13 protein-coding genes are annotated in these 14815 nt (G+C 60.1%); 3 read left to right on the plus strand and 10 right to left on the minus strand.

Going from position 1 to position 14815, the window contains the following annotated elements; all coding sequences use genetic code 11:
• Nucleotides 1–28: 28 nt before the first annotated feature.
• Nucleotides 29–1129: a polyamine ABC transporter substrate-binding protein gene (locus ACZZ0G_RS23925; protein ID WP_463557769.1), complete on the plus strand. Its 1101-nt coding sequence runs from the start codon at nt 29–31 to the stop codon at nt 1127–1129.
• Between the two features lie 126 nt (nt 1130–1255).
• Here the strand turns inward: ACZZ0G_RS23925 and ACZZ0G_RS23930 are convergent, their stop codons facing one another.
• Entirely contained in the window at nt 1256–2230 is a 975-nt protein-coding gene (locus tag ACZZ0G_RS23930) for a TerC family protein (protein ID WP_463557770.1), read from the minus strand.
• 164 nt (nt 2231–2394) lie between these two features.
• On the opposite strand from ACZZ0G_RS23930, the gene ACZZ0G_RS23935 reads away from it, so the two are divergent.
• Nucleotides 2395–3339, plus strand: coding sequence for a Dyp-type peroxidase (locus tag ACZZ0G_RS23935; RefSeq protein WP_463557771.1), 945 nt, complete (start codon nt 2395–2397; stop codon nt 3337–3339).
• Here ACZZ0G_RS23935 and ACZZ0G_RS23940 read toward each other — a convergent pair whose 3' ends face one another.
• A complete protein-coding gene (locus ACZZ0G_RS23940; protein WP_463557772.1) occupies nt 3340–4128 on the minus strand; it encodes an AraC family transcriptional regulator in 789 nt (262 codons plus the stop codon). It lies immediately after the preceding gene.
• Nucleotides 4129–4212: 84 nt separating this feature from the next.
• Between ACZZ0G_RS23940 and ACZZ0G_RS23945 the strand changes: the two genes are divergently transcribed.
• Complete coding sequence (locus ACZZ0G_RS23945) at nt 4213–5211, plus strand: bile acid:sodium symporter family protein (protein ID WP_463557773.1); 999 nt, start codon at nt 4213–4215, stop codon at nt 5209–5211.
• A 10-nt stretch (nt 5212–5221) separates the two neighbouring features.
• On the opposite strand, the gene ACZZ0G_RS23950 is transcribed toward ACZZ0G_RS23945, so the two are convergent.
• The 8 genes from ACZZ0G_RS23950 to ACZZ0G_RS23985 form a co-directional block, all read right to left on the minus strand.
• Nucleotides 5222–5977: an ABC transporter ATP-binding protein gene (locus ACZZ0G_RS23950; protein WP_463557774.1), complete on the minus strand. Its 756-nt coding sequence runs from the start codon at nt 5975–5977 to the stop codon at nt 5222–5224.
• The gene (locus ACZZ0G_RS23955) at nt 5971–7032 is read right to left on the minus strand and encodes a FecCD family ABC transporter permease (protein WP_463557775.1); all 1062 of its coding nucleotides are present in this window, start codon (nt 7030–7032) and stop codon (nt 5971–5973) included. The genes ACZZ0G_RS23950 and ACZZ0G_RS23955 overlap by 7 nt, the downstream gene beginning before the upstream one ends.
• Nucleotides 7029–8210 (minus strand): ABC transporter substrate-binding protein, encoded by a 1182-nt coding sequence (locus tag ACZZ0G_RS23960; protein WP_463557776.1) that lies wholly within the window; start codon nt 8208–8210, stop codon nt 7029–7031. Before ACZZ0G_RS23960 ends, ACZZ0G_RS23955 begins: the two co-directional genes overlap by 4 nt.
• 62 nt (nt 8211–8272) lie before the next feature.
• A complete protein-coding gene (locus tag ACZZ0G_RS23965) occupies nt 8273–10687 on the minus strand; it encodes a TonB-dependent siderophore receptor (protein ID WP_463557777.1) in 2415 nt (804 codons plus the stop codon).
• 97 nt (nt 10688–10784) lie between these two features.
• Entirely contained in the window at nt 10785–11762 is a 978-nt protein-coding gene (locus ACZZ0G_RS23970; protein WP_463557778.1) for a FecR domain-containing protein, read from the minus strand.
• A complete protein-coding gene (locus ACZZ0G_RS23975) occupies nt 11763–12278 on the minus strand; it encodes a sigma-70 family RNA polymerase sigma factor (RefSeq protein ID WP_127926867.1) in 516 nt (171 codons plus the stop codon).
• A gap of 85 nt (nt 12279–12363) precedes the next feature.
• Nucleotides 12364–13548 (minus strand): aminotransferase class V-fold PLP-dependent enzyme, encoded by a 1185-nt coding sequence (locus ACZZ0G_RS23980; protein WP_463557779.1) that lies wholly within the window; start codon nt 13546–13548, stop codon nt 12364–12366.
• A gap of 15 nt (nt 13549–13563) precedes the next feature.
• A complete protein-coding gene (locus ACZZ0G_RS23985; RefSeq protein ID WP_463557780.1) occupies nt 13564–14805 on the minus strand; it encodes an MFS transporter in 1242 nt (413 codons plus the stop codon).
• Nucleotides 14806–14815: the final 10 nt, after the last annotated feature.

A 14815-nucleotide genomic window follows, 5' to 3' on the forward strand; every position in this document is an offset into this window, starting at 1 on the left:
AACTCACGCTGCCTTTTGGGGAACAACCATGGTCACGATGAAACGCATTCTGGGTGCCACTGTGTGTGGGCTGACGCTGTTGGCCGGCGCCGTCCAGGCTGAGCAACGCGAACTGCGCGTATACAACTGGGCGGATTACATCCTGCCGTCCGTACCCAAGGATTTCGCCGCAAAAAGCGGCATCAAAGTGACCTGGGACACCTTCGACACCAACGAATCCCTGGAAGCCAAACTGCTGACCGGCAACTCCGGTTACGACCTGGTCGTGCCGTCGAATCAGTTCCTTGAAACGCAGATCAAGGCTGGCGTGTTTCAGAAGCTGGATAAATCGAAACTGCCGAACTGGAGCCACCAGGATCCAGAGCTGTTGAAGCTGCTGGGCAAGAACGATCCGGGTAACCAGTACGGCGTGCCTTACATGGTCGGCACCGTGCTGATCGGCTTCAACCCGGCCAAAGTCAAAGCGGCACTGGGCGACAACGCGCCGGTCGACAGTTGGGATCTGGTGTTCAAACCGGAGAACATGGAAAAGCTCAAATCCTGCGGCGTGGCGATGCTTGATTCGCCGACGGAGATCCTGCCGCTGGCCCTGCATTATCTGGGCCTCGACCCGAACAGCCAGAACCCCGCCGACTATGAAAAAGCCAAAGAGCTGATGCTCAAGGTTCGCCCCTACGTGACCTACTTCAACTCAGCCAAGTACATGACCGACATCGCCAACGGCGACATCTGCGTGGCCATCGGTTACTCCGGCAGTTTCTATCAGTTCGGCAACCGCGCCAAAGAGGCGAAAAACGGCGTAGTGGTCGACTGGCGTCTGCCGAAGGAAGGCGCGCCAATCTGGTTCGACACCTTCGCGATTCCGAAGAGCGCGAAGAACGTCGAGGAGGCGCATGAATTCCTCAACAACCTGCTCGACCCGAAAGTCATCGCACCGATCAGCGACTTCCTCGGCTACCCGAATGCGAACAAGGATTCGTTGGCGCTGATCAATAAGGAAATCACTGACAACCCGAACCTGACACCGACCCCGGAAGCGCTGAAAAAGCTCTACGTCGTGCAGCCGTTGCCGCAGAAACTTGAACGTGTGCGTACGCGGGTGTGGACCAACATCAAGTCTGACAAATAACTATCGGCCAAATGAAATCCCTGTGGGAGCGAGCTTGCTCGCGAAGGCGTCGGATCATCCAGCATCATCGTTGAATGACACACCGCTTTCGCGAGCAAGCTCGCTCCCACAGGTTTTTGTGGTGTGTCATTCACTGCGGCGTTCGCGTTCTCTGCTCATCACCAGACTCAGTAGGACGGAGCCAAGAATCACCCCACCCACCACCGCCAGTGACCATTCCACCGGCATGTGCAGCCACGGCATCAACACCATCTTGCCGCCGATGAACACCAGCACAATCGCCAGCCCATACTTGAGCAAGTGAAAACGGTCGGCCATGTCCGCCAGCAGGAAATACAGCGCGCGTAATCCCATGATCGCGAAGATATTCGAAGTGAACACAATGAACGGGTCGGTGGTCACGGCGAAAATGGCCGGGATGCTGTCGACCGCGAACATCAAGTCACTGGCCTCGATCAGCACCAGCACCAGAAACATCGGCGTGGCCCAGCGCACGCCGTTCTGCAGGACGAAAAAGCGTTCGCCGTGAAAGCCGCTGGTGATGCGCATATGCCCACGCACCCAACGCAATAAAGGGTTCTTGTCCAGATCGGGCTGATGCTCGGCAAACACCAGCATCTTGATCCCGGTGATGATCAGGAAAACGCCGAACGCGTACAGCAGCCATTCGAACTGCGACACCAGCCACACCCCGGCAAAAATCATCACCGCGCGCATCACGATAGCGCCGAGCACGCCGTACAACAGCACCCGTCGCTGCAATTCAGGGGGCACGGCGAAGTAGCTGAAGATCATCACGAAGACGAACATGTTGTCGATCGACAGTGACTGCTCGATCAGATAACCGGTGAGAAATTCGAGGGTTTTCTGCCGGGCGATGTCGGCGCCGAACGCGCCGTGCAGATACCACCAGAGCAGGGCGGCGAAACTCAGCGCCAGCAAGCACCAGGCGATGACCCAGGACAAGGCTTCGCGCACTGACACCCGGTGCGCCTTGCGCCCCCCGAAGACAAACAGGTCCAATGCCAGCATGGCAAGCACGAAGACGATGAAGGCGGCCCACATCCACGGTTCGCCGATATTGATGTTGGTGGCTGGCATGTCACGCTCCCTGTCTATTCTTGGATTGGGGTCAGACGAGGCCATGCTAACGACGGGTTTGCGGCAAAGAAAAATCGTTTATTTCTGCGCAACAGTTCGTTAAAAACGAACTATCCGCCCTCGTTGACGGCTCGGGCACTTTTTACGGAGCAACATTTCCAGCGATGAATACCGACATTCTCGAACCTCAAGCGGTGTGCAGTCCGATCACCAGCAGCGCGATTTTCATTGTCGCGACGCTGAATGCCGGGGCCGATGCCGCGCAAACCGTCAAAGACTGGTGCGGTGACGTCGCCGGGCTGGTGCGTTCCGTTGGCAAGCGTGTACCGACCGGCAATCTGACGTGCATCTGCGGTTTTTCCTCGAATGCCTGGGATCGCTTGTTTGGCAATCCGCGCCCGGCGTCGCTGCACGGTTTTCGCGAGTTTGGCGGGGAAGGGCGGCACGCTCCGGCAACGCCGGGCGATCTCCTGCTGCACATTCGCGCCGATCAAATGGATCTGTGTTTTGAACTGGCCACACAAATCATGGCGGCTCTCGGCGATGCGGTGACCGTGGTCGATGAAGTGCAGGGTTTCCGCTATTTCGATATGCGCAGCATCATCGGTTTTGTCGACGGCACGGAAAACCCGGTCGGGCGAAAAGCCGTCAACTTCACCATCGTCGGTGACGAAGACCCCGAGTTCAGCGGTGGCAGTTACGTGCTGGTGCAGAAATACCTGCACAACATGACTGCCTGGAACGGCCTGAGCGTCGAGGCGCAGGAGCGCGTTATCGGGCGCACGAAACTCTCAGACATCGAACTGGATGACGCGGCCAAACCGAGCAACTCGCACAGTGCGCTGACCACTATCACCAATGCAGCCGGCGAGGAAGTGAAGATCCTGCGGGACAACATGCCGTTCGGCCGGCCGGGAGCCGGGGAGTTCGGCACGTTCTTTATCGGTTACGCACGCTCGCCCGAGCCGATGGAGCAGATGCTGGAAAACATGTTCGTCGGCAAGCCACCGGGTAATTACGACAAGTTGCTGGACTTCAGTACGGCCGTGACTGGCAGCCTGTATTTCGTGCCGTCAGCGGATTTGCTGGAAGAACTGGCGGATCGCTGATCAGCGAAAAAACTCCCCCGGTGTTTCGCCGAACTGTTGGCGAAACGCTGCGATAAACGCCGACGTCGAGTCATAACCACAGGCCAGCGCAACATCGGTGACGCGCTCACCTTTTTCCAGTGGCGTCAGTGCGCCAAGCAAGCGCAAACGCTGGCGCCAGGCGCGGAAGGTCAGGCCGGTGTCGCGAAGAAACAGGCGGGTGAGGGTCTTTTCGGTGACGCCGAATTTCTCGCTCCAGTGGCTCAGCGTGGTCTGCTGCTCCGGGTGTTGCTCAAGGCTTTGGTAGATCTGCTTCAAGCGGGCGTCTTGCGGTAACGGCAACATCAGGTCGATCTGCGGCGCCTCGGCCAGTTGATCGAGGATCACTTGGGCGAGACGTCCATGCGGACCGCTCTGGTCGTATTCCACCGGAAGCTGACTGAATGCGCGGATCAGTTCCCTGAGCAGATCGCTGACGCCGAGCACATGACAGCGCTCGAGCGCCCATCCGGCGACGCTGCAATCGATGTACAGGCTGCGCATTTCCGTGTGCGGCGAGCTGAACACGCGATGCGGCACGCCCGCCGGGATCCACACGGCGCGCTCCGGCGGGGCGACGAAGCGGCCGGCACTGGTCTGGATTTCAAGTACACCCTGAATTGCGTAGGACAACTGCACCCATGGGTGACTGTGGCGCCGGGTCAGTGCGCGGTTGGGCAGCGATTCGGTGCGCCCGTAGAGTGGACGCGGCAGGCTGGGCAGCCCGGGAATGCTGCGGCGCACGCTTTTGTCATGTCCTTTAGGCGGCATCTTGTGGCCCTTCGGCGTTAGTCGGTAATTGGCAGTCACGTTAGAGTCGTCGGCACGCACTGGCAACCCCCGGATGATCCGCCCATGACTCGCCCTCGTTTTTTGCCCGATAACTTCACCCTGACGCTGATCGGCGTCGTGCTGCTGGCCAGTTTCCTGCCGGCCAGCGGCCAGGTTGCCGTTGGCTTCGGCTGGCTGACCAACATCGCCATCGCGCTGCTGTTTTTCCTGCATGGCGCCAAGCTCTCCCGCGAATCGATCATTGCCGGTGCCGGTCACTGGCGCCTGCATTTGCTGGTGTTCGGTTTGACGTTTGTGCTTTTCCCGTTATTGGGTCTGGCGTTGAAACCGCTGCTGTCACCGCTGATCGGCGACAAGCTGTACATGGGCATGCTTTACCTGTGTGCACTGCCGGCCACGGTGCAGTCGGCAATTGCTTTCACGTCGCTGGCGCGGGGCAATATCCCTGCGGCGATTTGCAGCGCGGCGGCGTCGAGCCTGTTCGGGATTTTCCTCACGCCGTTGTTGGTGACGCTGCTGCTCAATGTCCACGGTGATGGCGGTTCGACGCTGGAGGCGATCCTGAAAATCAGCGTGCAATTGTTGCTGCCGTTCATTGCCGGGCAGATCGCCCGGCGCTGGATCGGTGCGTGGGTGGGACGTAACAAGAACTGGCTGAAGTTCGTCGATCAAGGTTCGATTCTGTTGGTGGTTTACGGCGCATTCAGCGAGGCGGTCAACGAAGGTATCTGGCACCAGATTCCGCTCATCGAGTTGCTGGGGCTGGTGGTGGTCTGCTGCATTCTGCTGGCGCTGGTGTTGTTGGCGTCGACGTTGTTGGGCAAGGCCTTTGGCTTCAGCCAGGAAGACCGCATCACCATTCTGTTCTGCGGCTCGAAAAAGAGTCTGGCCACCGGTGTGCCGATGGCGCAGGTGTTGTTTGCCGGCAGCACGATTGGTGTGCTGATTCTGCCGTTGATGCTGTTCCATCAGATTCAGTTGATGGTCTGTGCGGTGCTCGCTCAGCGCTACGCGAAACGGCCGGAATCGGTGCCGGAGCTGATGGCGCAAGTCGACCCGTGATCGCCGCAGATCAGACGATATCGTCGATCAGGATATGCGACAGCCCCTTGCTGCACTGCTCGATCCGTGCTTCGACCTTGTAGACGTTGCGCAGCATCTGTTCGGTGATCACTTCACTGCTCGGGCCGCTGCCCTGCGCCGTGCCATCGGCAATCACCAGCACTTGATCGGCGAAACGTAACGCCTGATTCAGGTCATGGATGGCAATGAACACAATCACTTCACGCTTGCGCGCCAGGCTGCGCATGAAGTTCAGCACTTGCACTTGTCGATGCATATCGAGGGCGCTGGTCGGTTCGTCCATCAGCAGGATTTCCGGCTCGCGCACCAGCGTTTGGGCGATGGAGACCAACTGCTGCTGACCGCCGCTGAGTTCGCCGAGGTTACGAAACGATAACGCCGTGATGCCCAGCGCAGCGAGAATCTCGTCGACCAGTTTCAGTTCATCATCGTGGACCACCCAGCCCGGCGTCAGTTGCTTGCGCGCCAGCAGCACCGACTCATACACCGTCAATCTCGCGCTGGCGTTCAGGCCTTGCGGCATGTAACTGATGCCTGTCGGGCCTTTTTTCGACTCCTGCAGAATGACTTGCCCCGGCCCATCGATCAGCCCGGCCATGCGCTTGAATAACGTCGATTTACCGGCCGCATTGGGCCCGACCACGGCAACGACCTGACCGCCAAAAAACGTCGCCGTCGAGACGCCGCGAATGATTTCGCGCTGACCGTAGCGGGCGCCGAGATTCTCCAGTTGCAGCTTCACCATGAGTTTTTCTTCCCGCCGAGAATCAGAGAAATGAAGAACGGCACGCCGATCAGCGAGGTGACCACGCCGATGGGGAAAATGGCGCCGGGGATCAGGGTTTTGCTCACCACCGAACTGGCCGAAAGAATCAATGAGCCGGTGAGCAAGGAGGCCGGCAAAAAGAAGCGCTGGTCTTCACCGATCAGCATGCGCGCGATGTGCGGCCCGACCAGACCGATGAAACCGATGGTGCCGACGAAGGCCACGGGAAAGGAGGCGAGCAGGCTGACCATGATCAGCGTCTGAAAGCGCAAGCTGCGCACGTTGATGCCGAAACTGGCAGCCTTGTCGTCGCCCAGGCGCAGGGCGGTCAAGGCCCAGGCACGTCTGGCGAAAATCGGCAGGGTGATGAGGATCACCAGGCAGATCACCCCGAGTTTCGGCCAGGTGGCTTTGGTCAGGCTGCCCATGGTCCAGAACACCACGGCGGCGACGGCTTGCTCGGTGGCGAAGAACTGCACCAGCGCCAGCAGCGCATTGAAAGTGAACACCAGCGCGATGCCGAGCAGCACAATGGTTTCGGCAGTGACGCCACGGCGCATGCTCAGGAAGTGAATCAACAGCGCCGAGAGCATGGCCATGATAAAGGCGTTGAGCGGCACCATGAATTGCGCGGCCAGCGGGAACAGCGCAACACCGAACGCCAGGCCCAACGCCGCGCCGAAACTGGCGGCAGCGGAAATGCCCAAGGTGAACGGACTGGCCAACGGGTTGTTGAGGATGGTCTGCATCTGCGCGCCGGCCAGCGACAACGCCGCGCCCACGGCCACGGCCATTAGCGCAACCGGCAAACGAATATCCCACATCACCACGCGCACTTGTGGCGAAGCACTCTCCGGCGAGAACAGTGCGCCGAGCACTTCGCTGAAACTGTAACTCGCCGGGCCCAGTGCCAGATCGAGCAGCACACTGCACAGCAACAGAACCACCAGCCCGGCGAGGATCAGGCGTTTACGCAGCACCAGCCGCCGATAGGTTTCGCGCTGCACTTCGACGGTGTCGGTCAACGAACTCATGGTTTGACCTCAGGGTTGCGCAGGCTGACAAAGTAGCCCGACTCATACGGCACAGGCAGAAATCGCTCGTGCAGTTCGCGGAAGGAGGCGTCGGGATCGAGATCGGCAAACAGCTCCGGGTGGAACCATTTGGCCAATTGCTGAATGGCCACGAACTGGTAAGGGCTGTTGTAGAACTGGTGCCAGATGGCGTGGAAGGCTTGGTTTTCCTGAGCCTTGATTCCGGCGTAGGCCGGACGCCGGGTGTACCACGCGAGTTTTTTTCGCGCCTCGGTCATGTTCGCACCGGGACCGACACCGACCCAATGGCCACCGGGCGCAAAGGCTTCCCAGTTGGCCGTCGTGACCACCACGTGCGCCGGATTGGCGACGATGACCTGCTCGGGATTCAACTGGCCGAACGTGGTCGGGATGATCCGCCGGGCAATATTGTTGCCGCCGGCCATGTCGACGAACAGGCCGAAGTTTTCATTGCCGAAGCTCAGGCAGCAATCGTCGGTGTAGCCGCCAATGCGCTCGATGAACACGCTCGGGCGCTGTGGATGTTGTTTCTCGATGACGTCGGTGACGCGGTGAATCTGCTGGTTGCGAAAATCAATGAATGCCTCCGCGCGTTGTTCTTTACCCAACAGTTTGCCGAACAGACGCATGGTCGGTTCGGTGTTCTGCATCGGGTTGTTACGAAAGTCGACGTACACCACGGGGATGCCCAACGCGTCGAGCTTCTCGATATAGCGCGCGTCTTCGGTGGCATGCTGTGCCTCGATGTTGAGCACGATCACATCCGGGCGCTGCGAGATCGCTTGCTCGATGTCGAAGGTGCCGTCTTCAAAACCGCCGAAGGTGGGGATTTTGGCAATGCCGGGGAATTTGCGCCGGTAGGCGTTGTAGGTGTCCGGGTCGGACTGGATCAGGTCCTTGCGCCAGCCAACGATGCGTTCGATCGGGTTTTGAGTGTCCAGCGCGGCGACCAGATACAACTGCCGGCCTTCACCGAGAATGACCCGTCTCACCGGCAGATGCACCTTGACCTTGCGCCCGAGCAGATCCGTCACTTCGGTGCGCGCGGTATCCACTTCGGTGGCGTTTGCATTGCGCGGCGCCAGCGCAGACAGGCTCAGCAGTCCTGCCAGTAACAGCGCAGCCAAGGCGAGGCTGCGTCGATCGAAAATCACCATGGTCAAAGCCTTTGCAAAGGTCAGTTCGACCAACGGCTCACACCGCTGGCCGACTGAACGTTTCAGAAATCGACAGTCGCCGACAGTAATAAGGTGCGCGGTGAGCCTTGGGAGAACGCGCCGTAGGAAGCGACGCCCGACCAGTACTCGTGGTCGAACACGTTCTGCACGGTGGCGCGAAACGTAGTCGGTCGATCATCGATGCGTGTGCTGTAGCGGGCGCCGACGTCGTAGCGCGTCCAGTCATCGAGTTGTTGTGTGTTGGCCTGGTTCACGTACTGGCTGCCGGTGTGGATCGCGCCACCGGTCAGCGTCAGGCCCTCGACCCACGAGGTGTCCCATTCGACCCAGAGGTTGGCCTGAACCTCGGGCACGCCGACCGGTTTGTTGCCTCGGTTGGCGGCCACGCCGGTTTTCGTCAGTTCGGCATTGAGCAAGGTCACGCCTCCAAGCAGGCGAGTGCCTGGTGTGACTTCGCCGAACACGTTCAGCTCCAGCCCGCGATTGCGTTGTTCGCCCCGCACCGAGAACACCCCGGAGGCCAGTTCGCCGCTGGGTTTGGTGATCTGAAACAGGCTGATGGTGGAGGTAAACGTGCCGTAGTCGGCCTTGATCCCGAGTTCGTGTTGGCGGGAAATGTACGGGGCGAAGATCTCGCCGGCGTTCGACGCAGTGGAAGGCGCGATGTCGCCCTTGCTCAAGCCTTCGAGGTAGTTGTAGTAGAACGAAACGTGATCCCATGGCTTGATCACAGCGCCGAACAACGGTGTCGTTCGGCCGTCGTCGTAGGACGTGGTCACCACGCCGGCGGCGTTGTAGTTGTCGGATTTGATGTTCTGTTTACGCAAGCCCAGGGTTACCTGCGCGCGGTCATCGAGAATCGACAGCGTGTCCGCAAGCGCCACGCCAGTCAGTTCGCTCTCCGAGACCTTCGGCGTATCCGGCTTGGGGATGTAAGGTTGCGGGCGATCCACCGGGTGATAAATGTTCGACAGAATCGGCGCGCCGGAAATGATCCCGCGCGACAACACATCGCGATAGCGACTGACTTGCACGGTGGTGCGGTGACTGATCGGGCCGGTATCGAAGCGCAGCCGCGCACCGGCGTCGACGGTGTAACGCTCGACTTCAAATTTGTAATAGCCGGGAATTGAAGAAGTGTCGCCGGCCGAATTGATAATGGTCGGCGTCTGGTCGGACATCCGCGCGACATCGGATTTGCCGCCGCCGGCATGGGCGAACACCGTCAATGCATCGCTGAGGTCATATTCGCCGCTGAGCAGCGCAGACTTGTCTCGGGTGGTCGACCAGCCCCAGTCCTGACTGACGTTGGTTCGGCCGTTGGCGGCGGAAGGAATCTCCACGCCCGAGGCAATCAGGAACGGCCGCGAAGCCGCGTCGAAGCTTTCTTTCTGGTTGAGCCAGTCGAAGGTTGTGCGCAGGCGGTCGCCCTGGTAATCGAGGGAGATCGCGCCGATGTTGACATGCCGCGATTGATTGTCGATCACCGTGTCGCCCAATTGCGTGCTGCCGTTGAAGCGCACACCGAAGCGGCGTTCTTCGCCGAAACGCCGACTGACGTCGAGATGGCCACCGGCCTGAGAATCCATGGCGTAACTGGCGGTGAAGCGGGTCAGGTCTTCATCGAGAGAGCGCTTGGGCACCACGTTGATCACGCCGCCCACCGCGTTGTTGGGTGACATACCGTAGAGCAGGGCGCCGGGGCCTTTGACCAGTTCGATGCGCTCGGCGTATTCGGTGAATACCCGATAGTTGGGAGCGACACCGTACACACCGTCGAAGGCCAGTTCACCGAGGTTGCCTTCGCCGACGGGAAAGCCACGAATGAAGAATGAATCGACGATCCCCCCCGTCTGGCCGGTGGAGCGCACCGAAGAATCACGTTCCAGCACATCGCCGACGGTCACGGCTTGTTGATCCTTGATCAGCGCTGAAGTGTAAGTGCTGACGCTGAAGGGAGCGTCCATCACATCGGTATTGCCAAGAATGCCCAGACGTCCGCCGTTGGCCACCTGACCACCGGCATAGACGTCTGGCAGGGAGTCGGCGCGCTTTTCGGTGCCGATGATCGATGTTTCATCCAGCGTTACCCGGCGCGGCACCAGCGTGTAGCTGCCGTCACTGCGCAAGACCATGTCCAGACCACTGCCCTCCAGCAAGCGATTGACCGCCTCTTGCGTAGAGAACTTGCCAATCAGCGCAGGACTGCTCAAACCTTCGGTCAACGAGGGCTGGAACGACAAGGCAATACCAGCGTCCACGGCAAAACTCGACAGGGTCGCACCCAGCGGCCCGGCGGGAATGTTGTAGGCGCGAACCGCGACAGCGTCCAGTTGCACCGGCACGGCGGCCAAGGCAAACGGGCATACGGCACCGATCAGGACAAGGCTTAGCAACGCACTGCGAACAACGGGTTTGAACTGACGATCCGGGCGCAGGAGGCGTGCAGCAAGCATGGATGAATGAGCCTATGAACAGGACGGAAAGGTGCTACTCCCCATTTGCCAGTCGAGATCAGAAAAAGTATCACCGGGACGGCAAATATTTTTTCACTCAGGCAGGGGAAAGCATGACCCAGTAGCCATTCAAATGGCCGCTGACGAGAATCGGGTAGGTTTGCGCGAGCATGTTCAGCGTGCGCTGGCTGTCGCTGATGGGATAGGCGCCGGAAACGCGCAGATCGGCGATCGCCGGATCGAGGCGCACGAAACCGCGGCGATAGCGCGTCAGTTCGTCGACGAAATCGGCCAGGCGCATCTTGTCGGCCATCAGCATGCCTTGCGTCCAGGCACCGACATAACGGTCGGCAACGCTGAGCTGGCCAAAGGTGTGGGACGAGAAGTCGGTGCGTTGACCGGCGTTGACGATCAGCGGCGTGGTCTGGCGATTGTCCGCGAGCTCGACTTTGACCGCGCCTTCCAGCACCGCAAGGTGGGTGCGCGGTTGCAGTTCGCGAACGGTGAAACGCGTGCCCAGTGCCTGCATGCGACCTTGACGGGTGCTGACCAGAAACGGTCGCGCCAACGGTGAAATGTCCGGCGCGGTCTGCACCAGTATTTCGCCTTCGCGCAGGTGAATGAGGCGTTGATCAGCGTCGAACAGCACGTCGATGGCGGTGTCGGTGTTCAGGGTGATTTTCGAGCCGTCGGCCAGGGTCAGCTCGCGTTGCTGGCCAATCGCAGTGCGGTAGTCAGCTGACCATTGCTGCGACTCTGCCAGCTTCCAGCTGCCCCAACCGGCCGGCAGGATGGCCAGAATCATCGCCAGTTTGCCCAGCGCCGCGCGGCGCTCCGGGCTGCTTGGGCGGTCGAGTGCCGACATTGCCAATGACGGTGGCAGGCCGCCAAGTTTGCTCTTTAGTAACTGCGCGCGGGCCCAGGCACGACCGCGCTCGGGCGTGCTGACTTTCCAGCATTCCCACTCGCCGCGCTCGCTGTCAGTGAGTTCGCCATCACTCATGCGGATCAGCCAGTCGGCGGCTTCCTCCAGCGCCTGGTGATCGAGGTGTGGTTCATTGCGCCGTGCGAGCATTCACTCCACCAGCAACAGGCACTGCACGAAGGCTTGCTTCATGTAGCGTTTGACGGTGATCAGCGAAACGCCCAGTTGCTCGGCAATGTCATCGTATTTAAGGCCGCTGATCTGCGACAGCAGGAACGCGCGTTTGACCAGCGGCGGCAGGGCGTCGAGCATCGCGTCGATTTCGTGCAGGGTCTCCAGCACCATGAAACGCAATTCCGGCGAAGGCACTTCCGGCGCCGGCACATGGGCGAGGGCGTCCAGGTAGGCACGTTCCAGCGCTTTGCGTTGATACCAGTTGACCAGAATGCCCTTGGCCACACAGCTCAGATAGGCGCGCGGCTGCTCAATGACGGTGACTTGCGAGGCGAGAATGCGCGTGAAGGTGTCCTGCGCCAGATCCGCCGCATCCATGGCGTTTCCCAGTTTTTTTCTCAGCGTCGCGTACAGCCAGCCGTGATGGCCGCTGTACAGGGCTTCGATCGCGCGCAGGTGATTGTCATTATTCGCGGGAAGGGTTTCGCTCATGGCTGCAGATTTTCATGCAATTGAGAAGTATTCCCAATGCTAGTTTACAAACCCTGTGTGACGCAAGCGCCGATTGGTGTCCTGTTCAGACGCCCTGCAAACCGCGCAGTGCAGCGACCATCGTGTCGATTTCCGCCTCGGTGTTGTACGCATGCAACGAGGCACGGCTGACCTCCAGCAAGTCTCTGTGTTGCATGTCGAGCAGGGTCGAGCGGAACGTCGAGGTGCTGACGTTGATGCGCTTTTCCTGGCCGGCCAGCCGCTGCTGAACGTGCGCGGCGCTGCTGTCGCGATGAGTAAACGTGACGATGCCGGACTTCTGCACCCCGAGGTCTCGCGGCGTGATGCCGGGGATATCTGTCAGTTGCCGGCGCAGGTAATCGGCCAATTGTTGAATCCGTAACCACATCGGTTCGATGCCTTGCGCCAGCGCGTATTCCACTGCCGCACCGAGACCGAGTTTGGCGGCGACGTTGCATTCCCAGTTCTCGAAGCGTCGGGCATCGGCGCGGATGGTAAACGTGTCGGCGCTCTGCAAGGCGGCAGCATGCAGGTCGAGAAACGCCGGCTCGAGGTTCTGACAGAGGGACCTCTCGACATACAAGAAACCCATCCCCCGTGGCCCACGCAGGTATTTGCGGCTGGTGGCGGCGAGCATGTGGCAGCCGATTTTCTGCACATCGATCGGCATCTGCCCGACACCCTGGCAAGCGTCGAGCAGAAACAGCACGCCAGCCGAACGGGCGAGGGCGCCGATCTGCTCGACGGGTTGCACCGGGCCGCCGTTGGTGGCGATCATCGGCAGGGAAATCAGCGCAACGCGATCATCGTCGAGCATGTCCTTTAAGGCCGGCAGTGAAACCTGGCCGTGCTCATCGTTGGGGATGACACGAATCTCGATGCCCCGGCGCTGCTTCATTTGCAGATAAGGAATGTAGTTGCCGGCGTACTCGGTGGTCGATGTCAGCAGCACATCGCCGGGTTGCAGCGGTAACGAATAAAACGCCATGTCCCAGGCGCGGGTCGCATTTTCGATGATCGCGATTTCATCGGGTCGAGCGTTGAGCAAACGGCCGATGGCGGAATAAACGTTTTCCACTTCGGCCGACTGCTGCCCGGCCGCTTCGTAGCCGCCCAGACTCGCTTCAAGCTGAATATGACGGGTCATCGTTTCGATCACCGGCGCGGGCATCAGCGCCGCCCCGGCATTGTTGAAGTGGATCAGTTGCGCGACGGCGGGGGTGTCGGCACGCAGTTGTTCAATGTTCAAAAGCAGACTCCTTGATCATTCCCCGTCCGGGGCAGGGCTCGGCTGCATCGCCGCCGGCCAGTAGCGCAGGGCGACAATCGGGATCAGTGCGACGACATAGGCAAGGCAAACAAACAGATAGGTGTACTGCAAACCGTAGACCTGACTGAGCAGGCCGCCGGCCGAAATCCCCGCAATCGAAGCGAATTGCGCAGTGCCCTGAGCGATGCCCAGTACATGACCTTGCTGTGAGCTGTCAGCGGTTTTCGAGATCAGCGCCATCAGCACCGGTGTGGTTGCACCCAGCAGCACGCCCCAGATGAAGTAGGCAATGACAAACACCACCGGGTTGTGGGTGACGCCTGCCACCGCAGTGAGGACGATGCAGCCGATGACCACGTAAGTCATGCGCTGCAAGGTGTCCTGCTGACCACGGTGTTCGAAATAGCGCGACCACGCCGTGGCCGACAGAATGAAGCCCAGCGCCAGCAAGCCGTAGCAGAGGCCGACCACCGAATTGCTGACCTCGAACACCGAGCTGACATACAGCGAAAACGAAGTCTGCGGCAGCATTCGCGCCAGCAATAGAATGCCCATCACACCGAGCAGCGACAGCAATGGCGAGCCTTGCCAGAGACTGCCGGAACGAACCGGCACAGCCTTGTCGACGACCACGGCTTTCTTCACCGGCGGCACGTCCGGCAAGGTCACGGCGGCGATCACGGTACACACCGCACACAGCGCCGAGGCGATGATGTTGATCCAGAAGAACGTCGCGTAATCAAGGATCAGACCGCCGACCACTGCACCCAGCAGCGAGCCGACATTGGTCGAGATTTGCAGAATGGCGAACAGCCGTGCACGTCGCGACGGTGCCTCAATGCTGACGCCATAAGCCTGTGCCGGCGCGATATAGCCGGCAAACGCGCCTTGCAGAAAACGCAGGATCAGAATGACCCAGATATCACTGAAGAGGGCCAGCCCCAGTTGGGTCAACGACAAACCGGCGAGCGCGCGGATCATCATCAACTTGTGGCCGTAGCGATCGCCGATGCGGCCCCAGAAGGCACTGGTGAGAATAATGCCCAGCATCGGCCCGACGTACACGGCGATGCTGGCGAAGCTGAAAACCGACTCGGAGCTGGTCAGCCCACGCAGGTGGACAGGCCAGAACGGCCCGCTCATTTCCATCGCGCCCATCGACACCAACTGGATCGCGAATAGAAGATAAATCAGGATTCTTACTCTCGAACCCTGGATGGCACCTGCATGGGACATGAGTCAGCCT

Source organism: Pseudomonas sp. AC169 (genome assembly GCF_979258515.1).